19 protein-coding genes and 1 tRNA gene are annotated in these 24,416 nt (G+C 74.1%); 10 read left to right on the plus strand and 10 right to left on the minus strand.

Features of this window, described 5'->3' with window-relative positions; genetic code table 11:
* The first annotated feature begins 481 nt into the window (after nucleotides 1-481).
* Nucleotides 482-1,333 carry a hypothetical protein gene (locus WAB14_RS15210; RefSeq protein ID WP_340271048.1) on the plus strand — a complete coding sequence of 284 codons (852 nt, stop codon included), beginning with the start codon at nucleotides 482-484 and terminating at the stop codon, nucleotides 1,331-1,333.
* The gene (locus tag WAB14_RS15215) at nucleotides 1,330-2,664 is read left to right on the plus strand and encodes an O-antigen ligase family protein (protein ID WP_340271049.1); all 1,335 of its coding nucleotides are present in this window, start codon (nucleotides 1,330-1,332) and stop codon (nucleotides 2,662-2,664) included. The genes WAB14_RS15210 and WAB14_RS15215 overlap by 4 nt, the downstream gene beginning before the upstream one ends.
* On the opposite strand, the gene WAB14_RS15220 is transcribed toward WAB14_RS15215, so the two are convergent.
* The 3 genes from WAB14_RS15220 to WAB14_RS15230 form a co-directional block, all read right to left on the minus strand.
* Nucleotides 2,639-4,201, minus strand: coding sequence for a lipopolysaccharide biosynthesis protein (locus WAB14_RS15220; RefSeq protein WP_340271051.1), 1,563 nt, complete (start codon nucleotides 4,199-4,201; stop codon nucleotides 2,639-2,641). The genes WAB14_RS15215 and WAB14_RS15220 overlap by 26 nt on opposite strands.
* The gene (locus WAB14_RS15225) at nucleotides 4,198-5,172 is read right to left on the minus strand and encodes a glycosyltransferase family 2 protein (protein ID WP_340271190.1); all 975 of its coding nucleotides are present in this window, start codon (nucleotides 5,170-5,172) and stop codon (nucleotides 4,198-4,200) included. Before WAB14_RS15225 ends, WAB14_RS15220 begins: the two co-directional genes overlap by 4 nt.
* A gap of 96 nt (nucleotides 5,173-5,268) precedes the next feature.
* On the minus strand, nucleotides 5,269-5,811 hold the full coding sequence (locus tag WAB14_RS15230; RefSeq protein ID WP_340271053.1) for an acyltransferase: 543 nt from the start codon (nucleotides 5,809-5,811) through the stop codon (nucleotides 5,269-5,271).
* 240 nt (nucleotides 5,812-6,051) lie between these two features.
* On the opposite strand from WAB14_RS15230, the gene WAB14_RS15235 reads away from it, so the two are divergent.
* Both WAB14_RS15235 and WAB14_RS15240 read left to right on the plus strand, forming a co-directional pair.
* On the plus strand, nucleotides 6,052-7,722 hold the full coding sequence (locus WAB14_RS15235; RefSeq protein ID WP_340271054.1) for a WecB/TagA/CpsF family glycosyltransferase: 1,671 nt from the start codon (nucleotides 6,052-6,054) through the stop codon (nucleotides 7,720-7,722).
* Nucleotides 7,719-8,945, plus strand: coding sequence for a glycosyltransferase family 4 protein (locus tag WAB14_RS15240; RefSeq protein ID WP_340271055.1), 1,227 nt, complete (start codon nucleotides 7,719-7,721; stop codon nucleotides 8,943-8,945). Before WAB14_RS15235 ends, WAB14_RS15240 begins: the two co-directional genes overlap by 4 nt.
* 135 nt (nucleotides 8,946-9,080) lie before the next feature.
* Here the strand turns inward: WAB14_RS15240 and WAB14_RS15245 are convergent, their stop codons facing one another.
* Both WAB14_RS15245 and WAB14_RS15250 read right to left on the minus strand, forming a co-directional pair.
* On the minus strand, nucleotides 9,081-9,989 hold the full coding sequence (locus WAB14_RS15245) for a glycosyltransferase family 2 protein (protein WP_340271057.1): 909 nt from the start codon (nucleotides 9,987-9,989) through the stop codon (nucleotides 9,081-9,083).
* Nucleotides 9,989-11,380, minus strand: a complete 1,392-nt coding sequence (locus WAB14_RS15250; protein ID WP_340271059.1) for a sugar transferase — start codon at nucleotides 11,378-11,380, stop codon at nucleotides 9,989-9,991. The genes WAB14_RS15245 and WAB14_RS15250 overlap by 1 nt, the downstream gene beginning before the upstream one ends.
* Nucleotides 11,381-11,902: 522 nt before the next feature.
* Between WAB14_RS15250 and WAB14_RS15255 the strand changes: the two genes are divergently transcribed.
* On the plus strand, nucleotides 11,903-14,170 hold the full coding sequence (locus tag WAB14_RS15255; RefSeq protein WP_340271061.1) for a hypothetical protein: 2,268 nt from the start codon (nucleotides 11,903-11,905) through the stop codon (nucleotides 14,168-14,170).
* 6 nt (nucleotides 14,171-14,176) lie between these two features.
* Here the strand turns inward: WAB14_RS15255 and WAB14_RS15260 are convergent, their stop codons facing one another.
* The 3 genes from WAB14_RS15260 to WAB14_RS15270 all read right to left on the minus strand — a co-directional run bounded on the left by WAB14_RS15260 (nucleotide 14,177) and on the right by WAB14_RS15270 (nucleotide 16,787).
* Nucleotides 14,177-15,163 carry a ribose-phosphate diphosphokinase gene (locus tag WAB14_RS15260; RefSeq protein ID WP_340271063.1) on the minus strand — a complete coding sequence of 329 codons (987 nt, stop codon included), beginning with the start codon at nucleotides 15,161-15,163 and terminating at the stop codon, nucleotides 14,177-14,179.
* Nucleotides 15,160-16,641, minus strand: coding sequence for a bifunctional UDP-N-acetylglucosamine diphosphorylase/glucosamine-1-phosphate N-acetyltransferase GlmU (gene glmU, locus WAB14_RS15265; RefSeq protein ID WP_340271064.1), 1,482 nt, complete (start codon nucleotides 16,639-16,641; stop codon nucleotides 15,160-15,162). The genes WAB14_RS15260 and glmU overlap by 4 nt, the downstream gene beginning before the upstream one ends.
* A 74-nt stretch (nucleotides 16,642-16,715) precedes the next feature.
* Nucleotides 16,716-16,787, minus strand: a tRNA-Gln gene (locus WAB14_RS15270).
* A 51-nt stretch (nucleotides 16,788-16,838) separates the two neighbouring features.
* Here WAB14_RS15270 and mntA point away from each other — a divergent pair.
* The 4 genes from mntA to WAB14_RS15290 all read left to right on the plus strand — a co-directional run bounded on the left by mntA (nucleotide 16,839) and on the right by WAB14_RS15290 (nucleotide 18,994).
* Nucleotides 16,839-17,258 carry a type VII toxin-antitoxin system MntA family adenylyltransferase antitoxin gene (gene mntA, locus WAB14_RS15275; protein ID WP_340271065.1) on the plus strand — a complete coding sequence of 140 codons (420 nt, stop codon included), beginning with the start codon at nucleotides 16,839-16,841 and terminating at the stop codon, nucleotides 17,256-17,258.
* Entirely contained in the window at nucleotides 17,255-17,671 is a 417-nt protein-coding gene (gene hepT, locus WAB14_RS15280; protein WP_340271067.1) for a type VII toxin-antitoxin system HepT family RNase toxin, read from the plus strand. The genes mntA and hepT overlap by 4 nt, the downstream gene beginning before the upstream one ends.
* A 170-nt stretch (nucleotides 17,672-17,841) precedes the next feature.
* The gene (locus tag WAB14_RS15285; protein WP_340271191.1) at nucleotides 17,842-18,441 is read left to right on the plus strand and encodes a TetR family transcriptional regulator; all 600 of its coding nucleotides are present in this window, start codon (nucleotides 17,842-17,844) and stop codon (nucleotides 18,439-18,441) included.
* Nucleotides 18,442-18,475: 34 nt separating this feature from the next.
* Nucleotides 18,476-18,994: a MarR family winged helix-turn-helix transcriptional regulator gene (locus tag WAB14_RS15290; RefSeq protein WP_340271069.1), complete on the plus strand. Its 519-nt coding sequence runs from the start codon at nucleotides 18,476-18,478 to the stop codon at nucleotides 18,992-18,994.
* A 4-nt stretch (nucleotides 18,995-18,998) separates the two neighbouring features.
* Here the strand turns inward: WAB14_RS15290 and WAB14_RS15295 are convergent, their stop codons facing one another.
* Nucleotides 18,999-19,307, minus strand: a complete 309-nt coding sequence (locus tag WAB14_RS15295) for a hypothetical protein (protein WP_340271071.1) — start codon at nucleotides 19,305-19,307, stop codon at nucleotides 18,999-19,001.
* A gap of 218 nt (nucleotides 19,308-19,525) precedes the next feature.
* On the opposite strand from WAB14_RS15295, the gene WAB14_RS15300 reads away from it, so the two are divergent.
* The gene (locus tag WAB14_RS15300) at nucleotides 19,526-22,651 is read left to right on the plus strand and encodes a hypothetical protein (protein WP_340271072.1); all 3,126 of its coding nucleotides are present in this window, start codon (nucleotides 19,526-19,528) and stop codon (nucleotides 22,649-22,651) included.
* Here the strand turns inward: WAB14_RS15300 and WAB14_RS15305 are convergent.
* A complete protein-coding gene (locus WAB14_RS15305; protein WP_340271073.1) occupies nucleotides 22,603-24,414 on the minus strand; it encodes an ABC-F family ATP-binding cassette domain-containing protein in 1,812 nt (603 codons plus the stop codon). The two genes, WAB14_RS15300 and WAB14_RS15305, sit on opposite strands and share 49 nt — an antisense overlap.
* Between the last annotated feature and the right edge of the window lie 2 nt (nucleotides 24,415-24,416).

A 24,416-nucleotide genomic window follows, 5' to 3' on the forward strand; every position in this document is an offset into this window, starting at 1 on the left:
CGGCGCGACGGGAGCACTGCGACGGCGGACCACCCGCGATGAGGAGGCCGTTGGACGCATCGTCATCGTGAGGCCCCACGGCTGCCGAGCGTTGGGCCGGTGGGGCGACACACTCGGCTACCAACGGGACGCACCGTGTCCATGTGAACGGCGATGGGCCTCCGCGCGCTCCTGTCGGTTAGCCTCGAGGGCGGCGCGGACGGTGCGGACTGCGGCAGATCCATCACCGAGCCGACCGTCGAGCCCCTTGGAGCCGCACATGACGCAGCAATGGCCGAGCGCCTACGCCGAGCCGCCCGGCGAGCAGGGCCCCGGCGCTCTCCGGCGTCACGGGGAACGCCTTCTCCGTCGCTGGTACATCAGCGCCCCGCTCGTTCTCGTCGGCGCGGCCGTCGGCGTCGCCGCTGCGGCGGCAGCGCCGCCGTCCTACACCGCGGAGGCGCGGCTGGTGGTCGGTGGTCAGACGCTCGAGGCACGCTCCGTGCCCGGCGTGGTCTTCGCGACTCAAGAGCTTGCCGAGAGCTACTCGCGCTTCGTGGACGACGCGGCCGCGACGGGACGCGTGCAGGAGCTGGTCGGGATCCAGACCAGCGAAACGATCACCTCGGTGAGCGCGTCGCCGATCCCTGAGTCGAGCGTCATGATCGTCGAGGTGAGCGGCAGCGACGCGGAGGACGCGCAGCGGACAGCACAGGCGCTGTCGGAGGCGCTCGTCGACCAGGTCTCGGGCGTCTCGACGCAGGACGAGGCGGAAGGGGCTCTCGCGCGCTACGAGGAGCTGAGTACGGAGGCGTCGCAGCTGCAGGCGGAGATCGCGAGCCTCGAAGCCGACCTCGCCCAGCTCGGCACGAGTGGCGCGGGGGGGGCTCGGGGTCCGGAGGCGGATGTCCTTCGTGCTGAGGTCGCCGCCGCACAGTCACGCCTGAGCGTCCTGACGCTGCGGCAGGAGGCGGCCGGTGACCGGTACCTCGAGCTCACCACCACCGACCAGGTGAGCCTGACCCTCGTCCGGGACGCCGAGGTGGTTGCGGATGGACGTTCCCTGCTTCTCCTGCTCGGTGGTGTCGTCGGCGCTGCCGCGGGCCTCGCCGTCGCACTGGCGTTGGCCGCTCGGAGGCAGGCCGCCGGTCCCCGGCTGGTGCGTCACCAGGTAGCCCCCGGCGGCCCGGCACGCTCGCCGCAGCGCCCGACCGAGGACACCTCCGGGTCCCGCGTCGAAGGTGGCGACGCGGCCGCCGTCGTCAGCGTGGACGATGGCGTCTCGCCCTCCGAGGACGACCCCTTCGACGCCCTGCGGGGCGAGCGCCCCGGCGAGGTGTCTGGCCGCCGATGACCACGGGTGTCGTCTCGGGCGACCGGTCAGAGGTGGAAGAGGCGGCCGTTCGCCAGGGCCTGCCCCTGTACGTCTGGGCGTTCACGCTCCTCGTCCCGCTCAGCATGTTCACCGGCCAGGCAGGGGCCCTTGGCGTCCCGCTCCCGCTCGACAGGTTGGTCCTGGCGACGGGTATCGGCCTCCTCATCCTCACGCCGGCCGCGTGGTCCCGCCTCCGGCTGCGCCCGGTCCACGTCGTCATGGGCGTTGCCGTGGCGGGGATCGCGCTGTCCGCGGCCGCCACCGGCGTCCTGCTGGACCAAGTGGCGCTGTTCGCCCTGCTCGACCGGGTGCTCGTGCCCTTTCTGCTCTTCGCCCTCGCGCCAGTGGTGTGGTCCACGCCGCGACGGCGTGCGCTGCTCGTCAAGGTGGTCGTCGTCACGGGGCTGTACCTCGGGACCACCGCGCTGCTGGAGATGGTGGCGCCGCAGCTGGTATGGCCGGCCTACATCGTCGATCCGGAGGTCGGCATCCAGTACGGCCGGGCGCGGGGACCCTTCGTCGCCTCCGAGGCGGCGGGACTCGTCCTCGGCATGGCGGGGGCCGTGAGCGCCCTCGGCGTCGCGCGCCTGCACGGGACGTGGCGGTCACTCGCCGGCCTGTCGGTCCTGCTCTGCACCATCGGCACCGCCCTCACCCTCACCCGCTCGATCTGGCTCGGCACCGTGCTGGGGCTGCTGGCGGTGTGCGTCCTCGAGCGCCGACTGCGCCTGCCGGCTCTCGTGCTCACGGTGTCGACGGCACTCGTGGGCGTCGTGGTCGTCGCCTCCGTCCCGACCCTGCAGGAGTCCTTCACCGACCGTGCCACGACCTCGCGGTCCCTCTTCGACCGTGCCAACACCAACGCCGCGGGGCTCAGAGTCGTCGAGGACCGGCCGCTGACCGGCCTCGGCTGGACTCGCTTCGCGGCCGGGGAGGGCATGGACTACATCCGACAGGCCGACGACTACCCGTTGACCAATGTGCGCATCGAGATCCACAACGTGCCGCTGTCGCGGGCGGCGGAGACGGGCCTGCCGGTGGCCCTGGCGTACGTCGTCGCCGTCCTGCTCTCCCTCGTCACGCCGCTGCTGCGACACTACGACGGGGAGCAGCACGGCTGGCGCCTCGTGGCGGTCGCGAGCGTCCTCATGTGGCTGACGGCCGCGATGCTGAGCCCAGTCCCGTACCCGACCGCCAACTACCTCGTATGGCTGCTCGCGGGCGTTGCGGCGGCACCGGTCCTCACGCGGGACGGCGGGGACCCGTGGGCCGCCGTCCGGCCGCTCAGTCCCCCGACGCCCGCGAGGTGAGGGTCCGCCACATGTCTGCGACCTCACGCCGCACGCGGGGCCACGCGGCGGCGAGAAGCACCCCGACGGCCGCAGCGACGGACCCGGCCACGAGCACGGTGACGACCGCCCCCTGCTCGTCGAGCAGGAGGGCGCTGCCGAGCGCGGCCCCGGCCATGGCAGCTGCGACGAGGAAGGGGCGCACCACCGAGCCGATGACGTCGACGAGCGAGACCGGCGTCCCCCGTCCGGCGAGGTAAAGCCCGACGGGCGCGAGGGCCACGCCGATGACGGCGGTGACCGCGGCGACGCCCTCGATGCCCCACGGTGTGCCGACGAAGAAGCCAGCGATGCCGATCGGGCGGCTCACGAGCGCCCAGCGCGCCCACTGCCACGCTCGCCCGGACGTCGCGTACAGCCATCCGTTGGTGTACCCGACGACACCCGCCAGTCCGGCGATCGAGAGCCACCGGAAGACGGGCACCGCCTCCGTCCACTGCGGACCCAGCATGATGGCGACGACGTCGTCGGCGAGGACGACGAGCACCAGGACGAGCGGCATGCAGACGTAGGAGAGCCCGGCGACGACCGTCAGGTAGTAGCGCCGATACCGCTCGTCGTCGCCCCACAGCGCCCCCAGTGTCGGGCGCATGACGTTGGCGACGGGCTGGAGAACCTGCTCGAGCGGCGCGTGGAGGAGGTTGTACGCCCGCGAGTACAGACCCACCGGCGGGGCGCCGAGGAACGCACCGATGACGACCGCGTCGGCGTTCTTCCCGACGTAGTTGACGAGGTGGAAGCTCGACACCCCGCCGCCGAAGTGGAGCATCCCGCCGATGCCGGAGCGCCGGCGCGGCGGTCCGGGCCGCCACGGCACCGCCGCCCACGCCAGCGCGACCCCGAGCCCGGTCTGGACGATGACCTGTATGACGAGCGCCCAGTAGCCCGCACCGAGAAGGGCGGCGGCGACGGAGGCGAGGATGCCGAAGACTACGGAGACGCCCTGCCGGATCGCGACCTGCCGGTACTGCAGGCGCCGCATGAGCAGGGCGTGGTGCTGGACGCCGAGCCCCGCGAGGGCGAACGACGTCGCCGTGGCGAGCGTGATGCCGAGGAGCTCCTCGCGGCCGAAAGCGAGCGCCACGAGCGGCGCGCTGGCCATGGCGAGAAGCATGAGGACGGTGCCGAGCGCGACGTTGAGCCAGAACAGGGTGCTCGACTGAGCGTGGTCGATGCGCGGACGCTGGATGACGGCCTCGCTGATGCCGAGCGTGCCGACGACCGTGACGAGCCCCGTGATGGCGGTGACGATGGCGACGAGACCGTAGTCGTCGGGGGACAGGATCCGCGCGAGGACGGGGATGCTCGCCAGGCGGACGGCGTAGGCGATGCCCTGGGTGCCGACGTTCCACGCGATGCCGCGGGCGCTGCGACCGCCGGCGCCCGCCATCTCCGGACGCTCGAGTGCGGCGTCGCGCGCCGCGTGGCGTGCCTCGCGGCGGGCGGCCTGCCGGGCGGCGGAGCGGGCACCGGCGCGCGTCCGGAAATCCGCCGTCACGCGGTGGGCGTCCGCGACGGGACACGGGCCAGCCAGACCTCCGCCTCGGCGCGCACGTCCTGCGGGACCTGCGCCGCGGCCCACCGCTCGGCGCGCTGCCGGAGCACACCGGGAGCGGCCGCGGCGACCGCGGCTCGGGCGATCAGGCGGGGTTCGCGCCGGCGCACCGCCAGGCCGGCGTAGGTGCGCGCAGCGTCCCAACGCCGCCCGGAGCGCAGCTCGAGGTCGCCCCAGATGAAGTCCCAGCTGTCGAAGTCGCCCTCCACGCCCTGCTCGGCCTGCAGCCGCTCGAGGCGAGGACGCAGGGCCGCCTTCGCGGCCCGGCCGTTGGCGGTGCCGCGGGACAGGCCGCCGCCGTGGACGAGGTAGCCGACAACAGGTCGGTCGACCACAGCGAGCGGCGCGACCAAGGAGACTCGGACCCACATCTCGTAATCGCCGTGGTGGCGCATGTCCTCGTCGAACCCACCGACCTCCTCGACCACGGAGCGGGCGACGACCGTGCCGGAGCCGCCGCCGGGGATGAGGTTGGTCGCGACCTGGCGGCGCTGCATGCCGGGCGGCGGGGGGGCCTGCCACGACAGGATGCGCAGGTCGTCGTCGACGGATACCGCGCCCGCCGTCACCCAGCCCGCTCCGGGCGTCTGCTCCACGGCGGCCAGCTGGGCGCTCAGCTTGTCCGGGGCCCACAGGTCGTCGTCGTCGAGATAGGCGACCCACGACGCCGTCGTGGCGGCGGCGCCGGCATTGCGCGCGGCGCACGGCCCCCCGTGCGGCCGCGGAGACGGCACCACCCGGAAGCGGGGGTCGCCGAGGGCATCGACGACGCGCTCGGCGACGCCGCCCTCGCCGTCGTCGACGACGACGACCTCGAGGTCCACGCCGGTCTGCCACGCGACCGTGCGCAGGGTGCGGTGGAGCAGGTCGGGACGGTCGTGCGTCGGCACGACCACGGCGACGTCCGCCCCCATCACGCCCTCCCGTCCGTTGCTGGCACGAGTCGAGAGTACGGGCGGCTGCCGAGAGCGGCGTCCGGCGGGGGCCTGGTCACCGCCGGGCCGGAGAACTCAGACGGGCTCCGGCTGTGGTGCGCCGTCGCGGAATCCGACCACCCGCGCCGGGGAGCCGACGACGATCGCACCGGCCGGGACGTCGCGGGTGACGACCGACCCTGCACCGACGATCGCCCCGTCCCCTATCGTCACGCCCGCCACGACGACGACCCGCACCCCGAGCCACGCACCGTCGCCGATGACGACGTCCCGCTCGCGCCGCGGCTGGTCCATGATGTGGGTCCCCCAATGGCTGCCGTAGTCGCTGGCGGTGATGAACACCTCGGGTGCCAGGACGCAGCCGTCGCCGAGTCTGATCCGACCGCTGCCGTCCCCGGCCCACAGCGCGGAACGCTCGCCGATGTACACCCGCTGGCCGACCGTGATGCGCTCGGCGTTGCGCAGGCTCACGTTCGGCGACATGTGCAGGTCCGGCCCGGCCGTGATCAGGCGGCGTTCCTCGACGTGCCCCCAGGCGTAGAGATGGACGAGGCGGAGAACGTGAAGCCACGTGCGGGGGTCCAGCAGACGGAGTGCGGCGCGTGTCGTGGTCGTCACAGAGGTCCCCTTCCCTGCCACGGCAGAGCAGGACCGTAGCCGGACCCGCTGGCGCTGACCAGGCCCGAGGCCGGGACCAGGCAGGTGCAGTGGGCGTCATGAGCGGGTACCGCCATCCATGCCGTCCCGCGCACCGAGTGGACCCGACGAAGCGCGCCACGTACTGTCGGAGCCAGCCACCGTTGGCCGGGTGGCGTCGACCACCCGTCTGGGTGGTTTTTCCTTTTTCCAGGAGGCCACGTGACGCACACGCTATCGGTCGTGGTGCCCGCGCACGACGAGGCAGAGGTCGTCGCCCGCTGTCTGTCCTTCCTCGCCGAGATGCCCGAGGGCGAGGTCCTCGTCGTAGTCGCAGCCAACGGCTGCTCCGACCGGACCGCGGCCGTTGCCCGTAGCGCCGCCGGCGACCGCCGCGACGTCGTCGTCCTGGACCTGCCGGAGCCCGGGAAGGTGCGCGCCCTGAACGCCGCGGACGAGGTGGCTGGTGACGTCTTCCCCCGCGTCTACCTGGACGCGGACGTCGTCGTCGACGCGGCCGCTTTGCGCGGGCTGCGCGACGCCCTCACCGCCTCCGACGCCCCGCGTGTCGCGGCCCCGGCGCCCCGCTTCCGGCTCGACGGCCGTCCGTGGCCGGTCCGTGCCTTCTACGACGTCTTCACGCGTCTGCCCTACGCCCGCGAGGGCCTCGTCGGGCTGGGCGTGTACGCGCTCAACGCTGCTGGCCACGCGCGCCTCGGCCACTTCCCCGACCTCGTCGCGGACGACCTCTATGTCCAGCGGCTCTTCGACGCCGACGAGCGGGTCGCGACCCCCGCGGCCTTCGACGTCGAGACCCCGCGGACGACGGCGGCGCTGGTGAGGGTCCGCACGCGTGTCGCGACGGGCAACGCGCAGCTCGCCGCGACGCACGCCGGCGACCGCTTCGCCAGCACGACCGGCGGCACGACGGCCGCGCTGCGCTCCCTCGTCCGCGAGCGGCCCGGGCGCCTGCCCGCCGTGCTCTGCTACGCGCTCCTGACGGTCGCCGCCCGCCTGCGGGCACGGCTCGGTGGTCGGGCCGCGACGGCCCGGTGGGAGCGCGACACGACGACGCGCGCCGCCGCGGAGGAGCCGGGGGGGACCGTGGGGTCCGGCGCCGAGCGCAAGGTGCGCCTGGACATGCTCGACTTCGACGCCGTGACGGCCGACGACGTCGTGGACCGGGTCGTCGCCGACGCCTCGTCGGGCCGAGGCGGGGTCATCGTCACCCCCAACATCGACATCATGCAGCAGTGCCGCGACCCCGAGATGGCGGAGGTGTTCCGCGCCGCCGACCTCGTCGTGGCCGACGGCGCCCCCGTCGTGCTCGCGAGCCGGCTCGTCGGGGACCCCCTGCCCGAGCGCGTCACCGGTTCGGGGCTGGTCCCCCTCCTCTCGCAGGCCGCCGCGGAGCAGGACCTGTCCGTGTTCCTCCTCGGCGCGGCCCCCGGTGTCGCCGACCGCGCCGCCGAGCGGCTGAGGGACGAGGCACCGGGCCTGGACGTCGCCGGCACGTACTGCCCGCCCCTCGGCTACGAGCACGACCCGGAGGAGCTGCGGAAGATCGACAAGGCCGTCACCGCCGTCGCCCCGGACATCGTCTTCGTCGCCCTCGGGGCGGGCAAGCAGGAGCGGCTGTCCCACCGGCTCGCCGACCTGCTTCCGGGCACGTGGTTCCTCGGCTGCGGCGCGGCCCTCACGATGGTCGCCGGCGAGGTGCCGCGGGCGCCGGGCTGGCTCCAGGGCCTGGGCGTCGAGTGGGTGCACCGGCTCGTCATGGAACCGCGCCGCCTCGCCCGCCGCTACCTCGTCGACGACGCGCCCTACGCCGTCCGGCTGCTGCTGTGGTCGGTGCGGAACTCCCGCCGCCGTCCCCTAGCGTCGACTGCGTGAGCCGACGCGTCGCCTACCTGACCGCCGTCTACCCCGCGCTCTCCTGCGCCTTCATCGACCGGGAGGTCGACGCCCTCCGCGCGGAGGGCCGTGAGGTCGTCACCTTCTCCGTGCGCCCGCCGTCGCCGACCGACCTGGGCACCGAGGCGGCGCGCGGGCGTGCGGCCGCGACGCCGACGATCCTCGGCGACGGGGTGCTTCCCGTGCTCGCCGCGGTCGCTCGCCTCGCGCTCCGCCGCCCAGGGGTGCTCGTGCGCGGGCTGCGGCGGGCGGTCGGGACCGGCGCACCGCGCCTGCGGAGCCGAGTGTGGCAGGTCTTCTACCTGCTTGAGGCGGTCCGGCTCCTCGAGCTCATGCGGGCCGCTGAGGTGCGGCACGTCCACGTCCACTTCGCGAACAACGCGGCCGACATCGCCAGGGCCGCGGTCGCGCTCGGCGGGGACCTCGACGGAGCGGGCTCCTGGTCGTGGTCGTTCTCTATGCACGGCCCGACCGAGCTCGAGGACCCGGTCGGCTTCGACGTGGCGGCCAAGGTCCGCTCGGCCGACTTCGTCGCCTGCATCAGCGACTTCTGCCGCAGCCAGCTCATGCGGTGGACGACGCCGCAGGAGTGGGACCGGCTCTACCTCGTGCGGATGAGCGTCGACGCCGAGCGCTACCGGCCGACCGAGAGACCGGATCGCGACCCGGCGGCGCCGTTGCGCGTGCTCTTCGTCGGGCGCCTCGTGCCGGAGAAGGGCCCGAGCGTGCTGCTCGACGCCGTCCGCCGGATGCCCGACGTCCCGCTGGAGGTGCAGGTCGTGGGCGCCGGCGACCTCGCCGACGATCTCGCCGCCGTCGTCGCACGGCATGGTCTGGGCGACCGGGTGCGTCTGGTCGGACCACTCGGCCAGGACGAGCTGCCGGCTCGTTACGGGTGGGCGGACGTGTTGTGCCTGCCGAGCTTCGCCGAGGGCCTGCCGGTCGTCCTCATGGAAGCCATGGCCACGGGTCTGCCCGTCGTCACCACCCCCATCGCGGGAGTGGGCGAGCTCGTCGAGGACGGTGTGTCCGGTCTGCTGTGCCCGCCCGGGCGGGCCGATTTGCTCGCCGCGTGCCTGCGCCGGCTCGCCGAGGACCCGGCCCTGCGTCGGCGCCTCGGCGCCCGCGGGCAGCAGCGGGTGCGCCAGGAGTTCCTCCCCGGCCCGAACGCGGCCGCGCTCGACGCGCTCCTGCCCGGCTGACCTGCCTGCCCGGCTCGACCTGCCTGCCCGGCTGACCTGCCTGCCCGGCTCGACCTGCCTGCCCGGCTCGACCTGCCTGCCCGGCTCGACCTGCTGCCCGGCTCGACCTGCTGCCCGGGTCGATCCGTTCCTCGCTCAGGCGGCGGCGAGCGGGAAGCGGCTGGCCCGGCGGGCGGCGAACAACTGCAGGAGCGGAAGCCACGTGCGCGGACGGCGCGCGAGCCACCCCAGCCTCGCTCGCGCCTCGCCGCTGCGACCGGCGCGCTGCGCGGCCCTGGCCTCGTCCCAGTGGACGCGGGCGTAGGCCTGCTGGCGCAGCCGGGCGTCCATCCAGGAGCTGGTGGCGTGGGAGTCGATGATGTCGTCGAAGCAGCGGCGCGTGGCGTCCCAGTCGCTCGAGGCCTGCGTGTCGTGCATGTGGTAGAGCACCGTCGGCCGCGGCAGCGCGACCCCCGGCGCGCGCTCCATGACGCGCAGCCACAGGTCAAGGTCCTGCGCGCGCGGCAGCGGCCGGAACCCGCCGACGCGGTTCAACAGCTCCCGGCGGACCATGGTGCCGCTCGTCGTGATGACGTTCCCGGGCACCAGTAGCCGCCTCGGGCTGAGCCGTAGCGGACGCCGCCACGCGTTGCCCATGACGAGGCCGGTCGTCGTCACCGACGGCGCGGTCACGAGACCCTCCCCCTCCCCGGCGGCGACGAGGAGCTCGAGGTGGCGCGGGAGCCACTCGTCGTCGGAGTCGAGGAAGGCGACCCACGTCGCGGTGGCGTGCGTGATGCCGGCGTTCCGGGCGCGCCCGCTGCCGCCGTTCTCCGGCATCCGCACGAGCGTGGCGCCGTGGGCGAGGGCGACGTCCGGGCTGGCATCGCTGCTGACGTCGTCCACGACGACGACCTCGGTCGGCCGGACGGTCTGCGTGGCGACGCTGCGCAGGGCCCGGTCGAGCATCTCCGCGCGGTCGCGCACCGGGACGACCACGGCCACGTCGACCGTCGGGCGCCCGTCCCTTGCCGGTACGTCCGGCGTCCGCTGCTCGAGCGTCATCAGTAGGCGCCCCGCGCCTGGAGAACGGCGACCACGGTCCGGGCGAGGATGCGCAGATCGAAGCCGAGCGACCAGTTCTCGACGTACCGGACGTCGAGGCGCGTCGACTCCTCCCACGAGAGGTCGGAGCGGCCGTTGACCTGCCAGAGGCCGGTGATGCCCGGCGGCACCAGCAGGCGCCGCATCGTCGTGGCGTCGTACTCCTCGACCTCGCTGGGCAGGGGTGGGCGAGGTCCCACTACGGACATGCTGCCGAGGGCGACATTGAGCAGCTGCGGGAGCTCGTCCAGCGACGTCCGCCGGAGGAAGCGGCCCACCCGCGTGACGCGCGGGTCGTCCTGCATCTTGAACAACGGACCGGCGCCCTCGTTGTCGCCGACGAGCGCCAGGAGCCGCGCCTCGGCGTCGGCGTGCATCGTCCGGAACTTGAGGATGGTGAAGGGCCGGCCGTTGCGACCAACGCGGACCTGCCGGAACAGGGCCGGCCCGGGGCTGTCGAGCCGGATCGCGAGCCCGACGACCAGGAACACCGGCGAGAGCACGAGCAGAGCCAGCCCAGCGGCGAACCTGTCGCCGAGCGCCTTGACGAAACGGCGGGGACCGCCGAGCTCGGGTGGGGAGAGGTGGACGACGGGAAGGCCGCAAACGGCCTCCAGTGACACTCTCGGGCCTACGGCCTCGACCATAGGCGGCGCGAGCGCCACTTCTCGGCCCTCGGCGTGGAGCGCTCGCTCGAGGACGTCGATCGCGGTGAGCCGCGCCCCGCCCGAAGGGGCTACGAGCACGAGGTCGGCGTGACTGCGCGCGGCGGCGAGGACGACGTCCTCAGGGCCGGACACGGGGTCCAGCAGCAGCAGGCCGTCCTCGGTGTCCAGGGCAGCGTGGCGCATGCCGCCGGGCTCGGCGGCCGCCACGACGTGCCAGCCGTGGTACCGGTTGCGGTGGATGCGTGCGGCAAGACGGACCGCCTCCTGAGGCTCCCCGACGACCAGAACACGTCGGCGGGTGACGCCGCCGGCGTGACGGCGCTGGAGCTGCTCCCGCATGATCGAGCGGGAGAGCAGGGTGAGGCCGAGCACGAGCGCGACCCCCACGATCCCTACGGGTGCCCAGACCTGCGGTAGGACCAGCCAACCAAGGGTGCCCATCACCGCCAGGGCGACGACACCGGAGACACTGACTCGGTAGTTCTCCGAGGCGCCGTGAACGAGGAAACGGTTCTCGTAGGCCCGGCCGAGCCCGAGGGCGCACACCCACACCGCGGCGACGAGAACGGAGGCGAGGAGCACCGCGACCGGGAAGCTCAATGGACCGGCGAGATTCCAGACCGCCTGCTGACCGACGATGACGGGCGCCAGGGAGCCGACCACGAGGGCGACGAAGAACGCCACCAACGCATCCGCCGCGGCGAGGGCCCGCACGTGCCGCCGATGGGTGGAGCCGAACACCGGTCGGGTCTCGTCCGCAGCGTGAGACACCGAGGGCACATAGGCGCCGACACGTTGGGCGTCACCCGCGCCAGAGGTGGAGGAGTTGGTGGCGGAGGCGGTCCGCACGTCGACAATCCGGGGTGCTACCTCGCCGGCGTCGATCAGCCGACTACCCGGCGCGTCAGCGCGCGACATCTCGTGCTGAGGGGCGCTCACGCACACCCTCGGCCGCGGTCTCGGTCGTGCATTCGGTTCCTCCTGGAAGGGCTGCTCCTTGCGGTCACGACGCCTCTTCCTCGAGCACGACCTACCCAGAGTGCCCCACGCACCGCGGTAGGTCCACCGCTCGCATGCACCGCTACCGCAGACGTCGATCACGTAGTACCCGAACGCGCGCCGACCATGCCGTCGGGAGCGGGACCCGCTCACGACCTTTCGCCCTGAAACCGCTCGCAGGCCCTGCACTCGCAGCAGGATCATCACGTGCAGAAGACCTTCGTGCCGCGTCTGCGGCGAGTTGAGGTCCGCGGCCGGACCGGTACCCCGACACGACAGGAGGAAGTGCGGACCTTCGACGTCTTCGAGACCGTGCTCGTGCGCATGATCTCGCCTCCCGCGGCTGTCTTCGACGTGGTGGGACGACGTGCCGCCTCGGTAGGGCTGCTCGACTGCTCACCGGCCGCCTTCGGACGAGCCCGCCAATGGGCCGAGGCGCGCGCCCTGCGATGGACGGGGGACCGCACTTCGCTCGAGGGCATCTACGCCGAGATGTGCCACGCCCTTCGGCTCGAGCCTGAGGTCGGCCAGCGGCTCGCGGAACTGGAGCTCGAGGTGGAGAGGTCGCTGCTGCGGACATGGCCAGCGGCTCGGCGAATGGTCGATGCGGAGCGTGCCTCGTCCGGCCGGGTCGTCTACGTCAGTGACATGTACCTGCCGGCACGCTTCATCGAGGACCAGCTACGGACCCACGGCCTCTTCACGGACGGCGACGCCCTTTTCGTCTCCCATGCCCATGGCGCCACCAAGCGCACCGGCATGCTGTTCCCGGCCGTCGCCGATGCGCTCGGCGTCCGAACGAGCGACCTGGTCCATCACGGCAACGACGTGCGTAACGACGTCCGCGGCCCGGCCCGCGCGGGCGCGCGAGGCATAGGACTCACCGACGGCAATCCAACGCGCTACGAGCAGACGCTCGAGCAGCACCGCCGCGTGACGGACGGCGTGACCTCCGTGATGGCCGGCTCGGCACGCCTCGCTCGGCTGCATGCTGCTCCCGCGGACGCCCGACAACGTGCGCTGGTCGACGTCGCGGCGGGTGCCATGTCGCCGCTGCTGACCGCCTACGTCGAGTGGCTCCTGGCGCAGGCGGAGCGTCGCGGTCTGCAGCGGCTCTACTTCGTCGCGCGGGACGGGCAGGTTCTCCTCCGCATCGCCCAGCGCCTAGTGGACCGACGCGGGAGGGGGCCCGAGCTCCGCTACCTCTACGCGAGTCGGCTGGTGTGGAATCGCGTCGTGGCATCGCCCTCGCGCCACCCCCAGGCGTGGCACAGCCTCGTCGGTCTGTCGTCCGACGGGGTCAGTGGAATCGAGCTGCTGCGGCGGATAGGCCTGGAAGAGCAGGAGGTGCAGGCCCTGGTCGGTCGTTCGGGCGGCGACCACGACAAGTGGAGCTCGACGACGCAGCGCACCGAGCTCTTCAAGATCTTCAGCGAGGTCGACGCCGACGGCACCTTGGCTCGGGCGGCCGAGCGGAACAAGCAGGACGTCGTCGAGTACCTGGAGCAGGTCGGCCTCTTCGACGACGTGCCTCACGGGTTCGTCGACGTCGGCTGGCGCGGCACGCAGCACGACGTTCTCCTGGAGTTGCAGAGCGAGCGCCGGTCGACACTGGCGCACGGCCTGTTCCTCGGTCTCGAGGAAAGCCTCAGCCAGTGGCGTCATCACCGCGAGGCGTTCCTCCTCGACAGCCGCCTCGCGCCGCGTCCCGCGGATCGGGACGCCGTCCGCGGCCTGTCCCCCCACGCGGGACCCGCGGGCGTGGCGTTGCCGCACACCTACTTCACGCTGATCGAGATCTTCTGCTCGGGTGACCATGGCACCCTTGTCGACTACGCCCGCAGGCCCGATGGCGCGGTGGAGCCGGTCTTCGGCGCCGCCCGCGAAAAGCTCACCGCCGAGTGGGGGCTTCCGCTGCTCTGGGACACCCTCGACTCCTACCTGGATGCCTACCTCGACGCCGACGAGTGCGGCTTGCTCGACTCACGGCACGTCGACGTACTGGACCCGCTCGTAGCCGTGCTCAGACAGTTCTGGGACCGGCCGACCCGAGACGAGGTGCGCGCCTGGTCGACGTTCCCGTGGGAGGTGGGGCAGGGCGCGGCAAATCGGACCGTGCCCCTGGCTGCCCCCTTCCGGGTGTGGGCGACGGCACGGGCCGTCGCCAACGAGTTCCCCTCCACCGCCGGGGCCAGGCTGGTACTGGCACGACGGAGGAAGGCCGAGTGGCTCCCCGCCTCGCTGCGTCTCAGCACGGTGCCCGCTCGCCTCGTTCACCGTCCCCGAGCGACGCTGCTAGACCTGGCGGGGCGCGGCGTGCGGTCGGCTCGGCGGCGTCTCTACTCGATGGCCGTTGCACTGCGGACGCGGCTCGCGGAGGAACGCAACCGGGCCCGGCTGGTCGACCGCTCCGGCGGTCCCGTCGACGCGACGAGCGCCGCGACGACCGGGGCCGGCGGGGTCCGGGCCGAGTAAGCCCGCTCAGCCCCCGTGCGGCTCGAACAGGGACGTCACCGACCCGTCGTCGAAGATCTCCCGGATCGCGCGGGCGAGCAGGGGTGCGATGGACAGCACCGTGAGCCGCGAGAACTGCTTGTCCGCGGTGATGGGCAGCGTGTTGGTGACGACGACCTCGTCGATCGGCGAGTTCGACAGCCGCGACACCGCCGGGCCGGACAGGATCGCGTGCGTCGCCGCGACGATGATGCTCGCCGCACCGTTCGCCTTGAGCGCCTCCGCCGCCTGCACGATGGTGCCCGCCGTGTCGATCATGTCGTCGATGAGGAGGCAGTGGCGGCCCTCGACGTGCTCGGCGCCGACGATCTCGTGGACCTGCACCTTGTTCGGCACGCTCGGGTCGCGGCGCTTGTGGATGATCGCGAGCGGGGCGCCGAGCCGGTCCGACCACACGTCGGCGGTGCGGACCCGGCCCATGTCGGGGCTCACGATCGTCAGCGACTGCCGGTCCACGCGCGTCGTCACGTAGTCCGCGAGCACCGGCAGCGCCCACAGGTGGTCGACCGGGCCGTCGAAGAAGCCCTGGATCTGGGCGGCGTGCAGGTCGACGCTGATGAGGCGGTCGGCGCCGGCGGTGGAGAACAGGTCGGCGACGAGACGGGCGCTGATGGGCTCCCGGCCGCGGTGCTTCTTGTCCTGCCGGGAGTAGCCGAAGAACGGTGCGACGACGGTGACCCGCTTCGCGGAGGCGCGCTTGAGGGCGTCGACCATGAGCAGGTGCTCCATGAGCCACTGGTTGATCGGCGCGGTGTGGGACTGGAGGACGAACACGTCGCAGCCGCGGACGCTCTCGGCGAAGCGGACGTAGATCTCGCCGTTGGCGAAGTCGTACGCCGTCGTGCTCACGACGTCGGCGCCGAGGTGCTCGGCGACCTCCTTCGCCAGCGACGGGTGCGCCCGCCCGCTCACGAGGACGAGGCGCTTCTCCGGCGTGCTGATGATCGGCTTCACCGCTGGTCTCCCTGGTCGCCGGAACGGGTGGCGCGGGCCGCGGCGTCGGCCGCCGCGCTGCCGGGTCGCTTCTGCTCCACCCAGCCCTCGACGTTGCGTTGCGGCGCCACCGTCATGGCGAGCGCCCCGGGCGGGACGTCCTTGCGGACGATCGTGCTCGCGGCGGTGTAGGCGCCGTCCCCGACGGTCACCGGCGCGACGAGCATCGTGTCGGAGCCGATGCGGACGTGGTCCCCGACCGTCGTGCGGTGCTTGGTCACGCCGTCGTAGTTGACGAAGACCGTCGCGCACCCGATGTTCGAGCCCTCGCCGATCGTCGCGTCGCCGACGTACGACAGGTGCGGCACCTTCGACCTGGCGCCGATCTGCGCGTTCTTCGTCTCGACGAACGCCCCGAGCTTGCCCCGCTCTCCCAGGTCGGTGCCGGGGCGGAGGTAGGCGAACGGCCCGATCGTCGCGCCGGCCCCGAGCACCGCGCCGCTGCCGTGGCTGCGGACGACGCTCGCGCCCTCCCCGACCTCGCACGCGCTGAGCGTCGTGTCCGGGCCGACGGTGGCGCCGGCGCGCACGACGGTGCCGTCGTGCAGCTGGGTGCCGGGCAGGAGGGTGACGTCCTGCTCGAGGACGACGTCGGTGTCGACCCACGTGGTGGCGGGGTCGACGACGGTGACACCGGCGCGCATGTGCACCTCGAGCGTGCGGCGGTTGAGGAGCGCGCCCACGGCGGCGAGCTGGACGCGGTCGTTGACGCCGTCGACCTCGTGAGGGTCCGCGACGGGCACGCCGACGACGCCGAGACCGCGGCTGCGGGCCTCGCCGACGACGTCGGTGAGGTACTGCTCGCCCTGCGCGTTGGCGCTGCCGAGCGCCGGGAGGACCTCCCGGCACAGGTCGAGGTCGATCGCCCAGATGCCGCCGTTGACCTCGCGGACGGCCCGCTGGTCGTCGCTCGCGTCCTTGTGCTCCACGATGCCGGTGACGGCCCCGTCGCCGTCGCGCAGGACCCGGCCGTACCCGGTCGGGTCGTCGAGGACGGCGGTCATGACGGCGACGGCGGCGCCCGGATCGGCGTCGAGCAGGGCCCTCAGGCTGACGGTCGTGACGAGGGGCACGTCGCCGGAGGTGACGAGCACCCGACCGGTCAGCCGCGGCAGCCCCGCGGCCTCACGAGCGGCGTCGAGCGCCTGCACGCCGCACCACAACGCGCGCCCTGTGCCGGGGACCTCGTCCTGGTCGGCGACGACGAGGTCGCGGTCGAGGGCGGTCGCGAGCTCCCCGACGTGCCCGGCGACGGCCTCGCGCTCGTGCCGGACGACGACCGCGACCGTCCCGGCGAGCGGGGCGGCGGCGGCGAGCGCGTGGCCGAGCAGGCTGCGCCCGCCGACGCGGTGCATGACCTTCGGGGTCCGCGAGCGCATCCGCGTGCCCTGACCGGCGGCGAGGACGACGAGCGCGGCGGCCGGTGCTGCTTCGGGCACGGCGAGGCCTCCCAGGTGGGGCGGTCGGGGACACGGCGACTCTATCGGCCACCGGACGGCCCGGCCGCCGCCCGCTCCGCCCCCCGGATTCGAACCGGGACCGCGAGGCTCCAAAGGCCTGCGTGCTGCCGTTACACCAGGGCGGACCACCGGCGCGGGCACCGGCCGGGCCAGTGTGCCGTGGCTAGCCTTGCCCCGTGGACCTGACCATGCTTCGCGAGGCCGCGACGGCGGTCTTCACCGGCGAACCGGTCGCCGCCGCCTACCTCTTCGGGTCCCGCGCCAGGGGTGACGAGCGCCCCGACAGCGACGCCGACGTCGCCGTCCTGCTCGACGGGACCGTCCCGCCGCATGACCGACTCGACCTGTCGCTTCGACTGGCAGGGGCTCTCTCACGCGCGGTGCGACTCGACGTCTCCCCGCTCGTCGTGCTGGACGACGCACCCCTGCGACTGCAGGGTCGGGTCCTGCGGGACGGCGTAGTGATCTTCGTCTCCGACGACGACATGCGCGTCCGGTACGAGACGACGACTCGCTCCAGCGCCGCCGACTACGAGATCGTCGCCGAGCGTCTCGACCGCGAGCTGCTGGCCGCCCACGCGCGCGGCGACAGGTGAACGTCGCCGACCCGGCGGTCCTCGCCGGGCTGCTCGACAGGCTTACCGCCGAGCGTGCCGACCTCGAGCGACTCGCCGCTGTCGAACCGGACGTGCTGCTCGGCGACGTCGACAGGCTCAAGTCGGTGAAGTACGGATTCGTCGTCGCGATCGAGGTCTGCATCGACGTGTGTCACCACGTCGTCGCGCGGGCCGGGCTGCGCTCGCCCTCGACCTACGCGGACGCCTTCGCGGTGCTCGCGGAAGCGGGACTGCTCGACGACGGACTCGCCGCGACCCTCGCCGACATGGCCGGCTTCAGGAACCTCCTGGTCCACGGCTACGCCCGTGTCGAGGACCGCCGTGTGGTCGAGATCCTCCGGAGTCGCCTGGGGGATCTGGCCGCCTTCCAGCGCGCGGCGGCGCTGCTCTGAGGCACGGCTGTCGGGGGGCCTCGAGTGCAACCGGCACACTGGAGCCCGTGGAGCAGGACGCACGACGGTCGGAGACCGCGGACGTCGGCGTCGACGAGCAGGCCGTCGACCCGGCGCGGCTCGTGCTGTCCGGCGACACCGGTCGGGCGCGCGTCTCGCGTCGCTCCCGCATGACGGGAAGCCAGCGCCGTGAGCAGCTCGTCGACATCGGGCGCCGTCTGTTCGCCGAGCGCGGGGTCGAGGGCACGACCGTCGAGGAGATCGCCGCGGCGGCCAAGGTCTCCAAGCCCGTGGTGTACGAGCACTTCGGCGGCAAGGAGGGCCTCTACGCCGTCGTCGTCGACCGGGAGGTCCAGCAGCTGCTCGGGCTCATCACGTCCCAGCTCGTCGCCGACGCCCGGCCGCGCGTGCTCCTGGAGGGCGCGGCGCTCGCGCTCCTCGACTACATCGAGCAGCACCCCGACGGCTTCCGCATCCTCGTGCGGGACTCCCCCGTCGCGCAGTCCACCGGGACGTTCTCCTCGCTGCTCGGGGACACCGCCACCCAGGTCGAGCACGTCCTCGTCGACGCCTTCGCCGCCCGGGGCCTCGACCGCAGGACCGCCCCGATGTACGCGCAGATGCTCGTCGGCATGGTCGCGATGACGGGCCAGTGGTGGCTGGACTCCCGCCGCCCGAAGAAGGCGGAGGTCGCCGCCCACCTCGTCAACCTCGCGTGGAACGGCCTGTCCGGGCTCGAACCGAAGCCGCGGCTCACGCGTCGGCGCTGACCCGGCGGCCGGCCCGGCGGCTAGGTTGGCCCGCATGGCGGGGACGACCGACGAGCGCGGGGGCGGCGCGGACGAGGTCGACCGTGTCGTCGCGGCGTGGCGCCGGGTGCGCCCCGACCTCGACGTCGCCCCGCTCGAGGTGCTGTCGCGGGTGTCGCGCCTCGCCCACCACCTCGACCGCGCGCGCGCCTCGACCTTCGACGCCCACGGCCTCGAGCGCTGGGAGTTCGACGTCCTCGCCGCGCTGCGGCGCGCGGGGCCGCCGCACCGCCTCACGCCGTCGCAGCTGCTGCCGCAGACCCTCGTGACGAGCGGGACGATGACGACCCGCATCGACCGGCTGACCGCCCGGGGGCTCGTCGAGCGTGGCTCGGACCCCTCCGACCGACGGCTCGTCCTCGTCGGGCTCACCGAGGCGGGACGGGAGCTCGTCGACGCCGCGATGGCGTCGCTGCTCGAGCGCGAGCGCTCGTTCCTCGACGGGATGCCCCGGCGCGACCGGGAGCGGCTCGCCGACCTGCTCCGCGCCCTCGTGAGGCCGTTCGAGCGCTGAGGGCCTAGCGGTCCGCGGCGACCGGACCGGGCGCCGACGCGCCCCGCGGCTCGACCGGGAGCCTCCGGGAGAACACCTCGGTGCCGTGACCGGGCTCCTCGAACAGCCGCGCGACCTGGAGGACCGACACCTCGCCGCCGTGGTGCTCCTCGACGTAGCGGCCGGCGTCGCGCTCGGCCATCCGGGCGGCCTCCTGCTCGCTCGAGGCCACCCACAGCGTGATGCGCTCCTCGAGCGCCGCGCCCTCACCACCCGCCCGGCACACGGTCCGCACCGCGTACCAGGCCCTGCCTTCGTCGCCGGCGAGCATCATGGCTGACCTCCTGGTCCAGCAGCAGTGTGGCCCCTGACCGCCTCCCCCGCAGCGGAACCGCCGATCGGGCAGGTCGTCGCGGCGTGCCCGACCGCAGCACCTCACACACCGCGAGGACCCGCCCCTCCACCACCTCCGTGGCCGCTCACGCGTGGACGAGCGCCCACAGCACCGGCTCGTCGTGGACACTGTCAGCGGAGGGGGTCACGATGTCCGGGATGCGCGGTGGGGGTGGTGCGCGGGCGGCGGCGGCCGTCGTCGCGGTCGCGCTCGTCGTCGGCGTAGTCGCCGCGGCGGGGGTGGACCGCTTCCTCGCGGTCTCCTTCGCCGACAAGGACCCGCTCGTCGCGGCGGCCCGCAGCCCGCTCGACGTCGAGCCCGTCGCGCCGCTCGGCACCGTCGCCGTCGCGCCGCTGCCGGCCGGCCACGAGGACGACCCGCTCCTCACCCTCGCGCGCACCGCACTCGCCACGGCGATCGAGGACCGGGACGGCACGACCGCCGGCACGACCGCCGCCGCTGGGGCGCGCGCCGACGCGACGGTGACGCTCGCGCTCGAGGGCGAGGTCCCCGACGGCGCCGACCCCGCGGTGCACACCGTCGCCCGCGACGGCTCGACGGTCGCGCTCGCCGCACCCGACCGCCGCGGCCTCGCGCAGGCGATGTTCCGGCTCGCCGACCGGTTCGCGGCGGGCGAGGACCTCGCCGACGTCGCGCCGGGACCGACGCGGGTGGCGCCGGCGCTCGACCGCCGCTTCGTCGACACCGGCGCCGTCGGCGTCGTCCCCGACCCCGCCGCCTACGCCGCGCAGGACGACTACGTCCACGCCTCCGGGGCGCTCGGCGAGGCCGTGCTCCCGGCCGAGCCGTGGCTCGACCCCAATGCCCTCGACCGGGTCGACGCGCAGTGGCGCGCGTACGTCGACCGGATGGTGGCGTACGGCTACGACGGCGTCGTCGTCCCCGGCTTCCTCGAGTACGTGACGTTCGCCGGGGTCGGCGACGGGCACGCGGTCTACCCGGCCGGCAGCCCGTATGTGGGGCGGGCGGAGGCGATGCGCGCACAGGTCGGCGCGATGTGGGCGTACGCCGACACCATGGGCATGGACGTCGTGATGGTGACGGACATGCTCGCGCTCACCGAGCCGCTCGAGGCCTACCTCGAGGCGCAGCCGGGCGGGCTCGACGCGGACTCCGTCCGGCTGTGGGACGTCTACGCCGCGGGCCTCGACGAGCTCCTGCGCGAGATGCCGTTCGTCGACGGGCTCATGATCCGCGTCGGCGAGGCGGGCGCGGTCTACAACCTCGACGGCTGGGACTACTACTCCGCGCTCGAGGTGACGACCGACGCGCAGGTCCGCGCCATGCTCCACACGTTCGGCGACGTCACCGCCGCGCACGACGCCGACCTGTTCCTGCGCAGCTGGAGCGTCGGGGTCGGCGAGGTCGGCGACCTCCACACGAACCCCGACACGTACGAGCGGGTGCTCGGGGACGGCAGCCTCGACGACGTCGTCGTGTCGACGAAGTTCGTCGCGGGTGACTTCGACTCCTGGCTGCCGCTCAACCCGACCCTGCTCGCAGGCGACCAGGACCGCCTCGTCGAGATCCAGGCCCGGCGCGAGTTCGAGGCGTTCTCCGCCTTCCCGAACGACACCACCGGCGACCACGCCGCCGCGCTGCGGCAGGTCGCCGCCGCCGACGCCGGCCTCGACGGGGTGTGGGTGTGGACGCAGGGCGGCGGCCCGCAGCGCGCCGGGCCCATGTCGCTGTACCTCACGACCGGCTGGTGGGAGCCGTACGACCTGCAGGTGTGGACGTCGGCGCAGCTCGCGTGGGACCCGCAGGCCGACGTCGACGCCCTCGAGCGCGGCTGGCTGCGCCGCACGTGGAGCGAGGAACCCGAGACGGTGGCCGCGCTGTCCGGCGTGCTCGCCCGCTCCCGCGCGGCCGTCCTCGACGGGCTGTACGTCCGCACGTTCGCCGAGCAGGAGGTCCGCGCCTTCGGGCTCGAGCCCCCGCCCATGCTGTGGGTCTTCAAGTGGGACCTCGTGAGCGGGGACACCGCGACGTGGGCCGCGATCTCGCAGTCGTCTCGCGGCCGGGTCGGGGAGGCGCTCGCCGCCGGTGACCGGGCCGTCGCCACCGTCGACGGCATGCGCGCCGACGTCGCCGCCCTCGACCCGGCGACGTTCCGCGACCCGCGCCAGCACGCGCAGCTCCGGCGCTCCCTCGACTACGAGCGCGACCTGTTCGTCACCCTCGACGCCTACCGGGAGGCGATGCTCCTGCGTCACGAGCACCTCGCGACCGGGTCGGCGGACACGCTCGCCCGCGCCGAGGCCGCGGCGGCGCGCTACCGGGTCCTCGCCGACGCCCACGAGACGCGGTGGACGGGCGACCTCGACTTCCCGCCCTACGAGCTCGCCGCCGCCGACCGCGGCCTCGACCGGCTCGAGGCCCGCACCGCGTCGGTGTGGGGCGCCCGCCTGCTGCTCGTCCTCGTGGGGCTCGCCGTGGCGCTGCTGCGTCCGCTGCGGCGGGCGGCCCTGCTGCCGTGGCGGCTCGATCCCGCGACGTGGGGGGCGGCGGGTCCCACGACGCGGGCCGCGACCCTCGCGGTGCCCCTCGCCGTCGTGACGGGCGCCCACGCCGCGTTCGGCTCGTGGAGCTCGCCGCTGTGGACGGCGCTCGCGGTGACGACGGCGCTCGCCGGTGTCGGCACGGCCGCGCTCATGTCGGTGGCCCGACGGCGCTGGGACGCCACCGGTCGCACGCCCGGGTCGCGGACCTGGCCGAGCCCCGGGCTCGTGGTCGCCTCGGTGGCCGGCCCGCAGCTCGTCGGGGTCGTGCCGCTGCTCGTCGCCGTCGCGTGGCGCGGGCCCGTGGGCGCGTGGACGGGTTTCTGGCTCGACCCGACCGCCCGCTCCGCCTACGTCGTCGCCCTCGTCGTCGTGCTCGTCTGGGTGCTGCTCGCGCCCGCGCTCGCGGCCACGACCGGCCGGTGGGGGGCCGGTGCCGTCGCGGCGGCCGCCGCCGGCGGCCTGCTCGTGTGGCCCGGGCTGCTCGGCGTGCTCGCGGGCACGGAGCGCGCGCTGACGGCCCTCAACGACGAGCTGCAGGTCGTGCCGGCCGGGCTGTCGCGCATCCTCGGGATCACGGTCCACCTCGGCATCCCGACCGCACTGCCCGTCGCCGTCCTCGCGGCGGGGACGGTCCTGCTGGCGGTGGCGGTGGGCCTCCTGCTGCTCGCCGGGCGTCGCGCCGCGGTCGGCGCCGGCCGACCGGCAGCCCCTCAGCCCTCGACCGCCTCCGCGACCGTCAGCCACTCCGCCTCGACCTGAGCGCGTTCGGCCTCGACGGCGCGCAGCCGGGCGTCGAGCTCGAGGACCCGGTCCGGGTCGGTGGCGTGGGCGACGAGGTCGGTGTGCAGCGCCTCCTCCTGGGCGGTGAGCCGCTCGAGGCGACGCTCCAGCCGGGTGAGGTCCTTGCGGGCGGTGCGCAGGTCCGCCGCCGACAGCCCGGGCGCAGCCGACGACGCAGCCGACGACGCGCCCGCCGGCGTCACAGGAGCCTGGCCCGGTGCGGCGCGTCGCTCGAGGTACTCCTCGACGCCGCGCGGCAGGTCCCGGAACGTGCCGTCGCCCAGCAGGCCGACCTGCCGGTCCGACAGCCGCTCGAGGAGGTACCGGTCGTGGCTGACGACGACGAGGGTGCCCGCGAAGGAGTCGAGGACGTCCTCCATGGCGGCGAGGGAGTCGGTGTCGAGGTCGTTCGTCGGCTCGTCGAGCAGCAGGACGTTCGGCCGCTCGAGCAGGAGCCGGAGCAGCTGCAGGCGGCGCCGTTCCCCGCCGGACAGCTCCGCGACCGGCGTCCACTGCCGCTCGCGCGGGAAGCCGAGCTGCTCGACGAGCTGGCTCGCGGTCATCTCCTTGCCCGCGACGACGGTGCTCTGCGCGACGTCGGCGACGGCCTCGACGGCGCGGCGGTGCGCGACGACGTCGAGCTCGTGGAGGTCCTGGCTCAGCACCGCGACCTCGACGGTCTTCCCGCGCTTCACCCGCCCCGCGTCGGGCGCCTGCTCGCCGGTGAGCAGCCGCAGGAGGGTCGTCTTGCCGGCACCGTTGGCCCCGACGACGCCGTAGCGCTCCCCCGGCGCGAGCCGCCACGTCACGTGCTGCAGCAGGGGCGGGCCGCCGCGCGGGTGCTCGACGCGGACGTCCTCGAGGTCGATGACGTCCTTCCCGAGCCGCGCGGCCGCGAGCCGCTGCAGCGCGACGCTGTCGCGCGGCGGGGGCTCGTCGTCGATGAGGGCGGCGGCGGCGTCGAGGCGGAACTTCGGCTTGCTCGTGCGCGCCGGCGCCCCGCGGCGCAGCCACGCGAGCTCCTTGCGGACGAGGTTCTGCCGCCGCTCCTGGGTGACGGCGGCGACGCGCTGCCGCTCGGCGCGCGCGAGCACCCACGCCGCGTAGCCGCCCTCGTAGGCGTCCACCTCGCCGTCGTGGACCTCCCACGTCCGCTCGACGACGGCGTCGAGGAACCACCGGTCGTGGGTGACGACGACGAGCGCGCCGCGCCCGGTCGCCGACCGGGCTCGCAGGTGGTCGGCGAGCCACGCGACGCCGTCGACGTCGAGGTGGTTGGTGGGCTCGTCGAGGAGGAGCACGTCGGGGTCGGCGACGAGCACGCGGGCGAGGGCGACCCGGCGCAGCTGCCCGCCGGAGAGCGCGTCGGTCGCGGCGTCGAGCCCGCCGACGCCGTTGCCCTCGAGGTCCCCGAGCAGCCCGCCGACGACGTCCCGGACGCGGGCGTCGCCGGCCCACTCGTGCGCCGCGAGGTCCCCGAGGACCGTCTCGGCGACCGTGGCCCCGGAGGGTGCGTCACGCTGGTCGAGCATGCCGACGTGCGTGCCGCTGCGGACCGCGACCCGGCCGGCGTCGGGCTCGAGGCGCCCGGCGAGGACCCGCAGCAGCGTGGACTTGCCTCCGCCGTTGCGGCCGACGACGCCGACCCGGTCGCCGTCGTCGACCCCGAGGGACACGTCGTCGAGGAGGACGCGGTCGGGCAGGGCGACGTGGACGCCGGTGCAGTTGACGAGGTTGGCCATCG

Source organism: Aquipuribacter nitratireducens (genome assembly GCF_037860835.1).
Lineage (GTDB): Bacteria > Actinomycetota > Actinomycetes > Actinomycetales > JBBAYJ01 > Aquipuribacter > Aquipuribacter nitratireducens.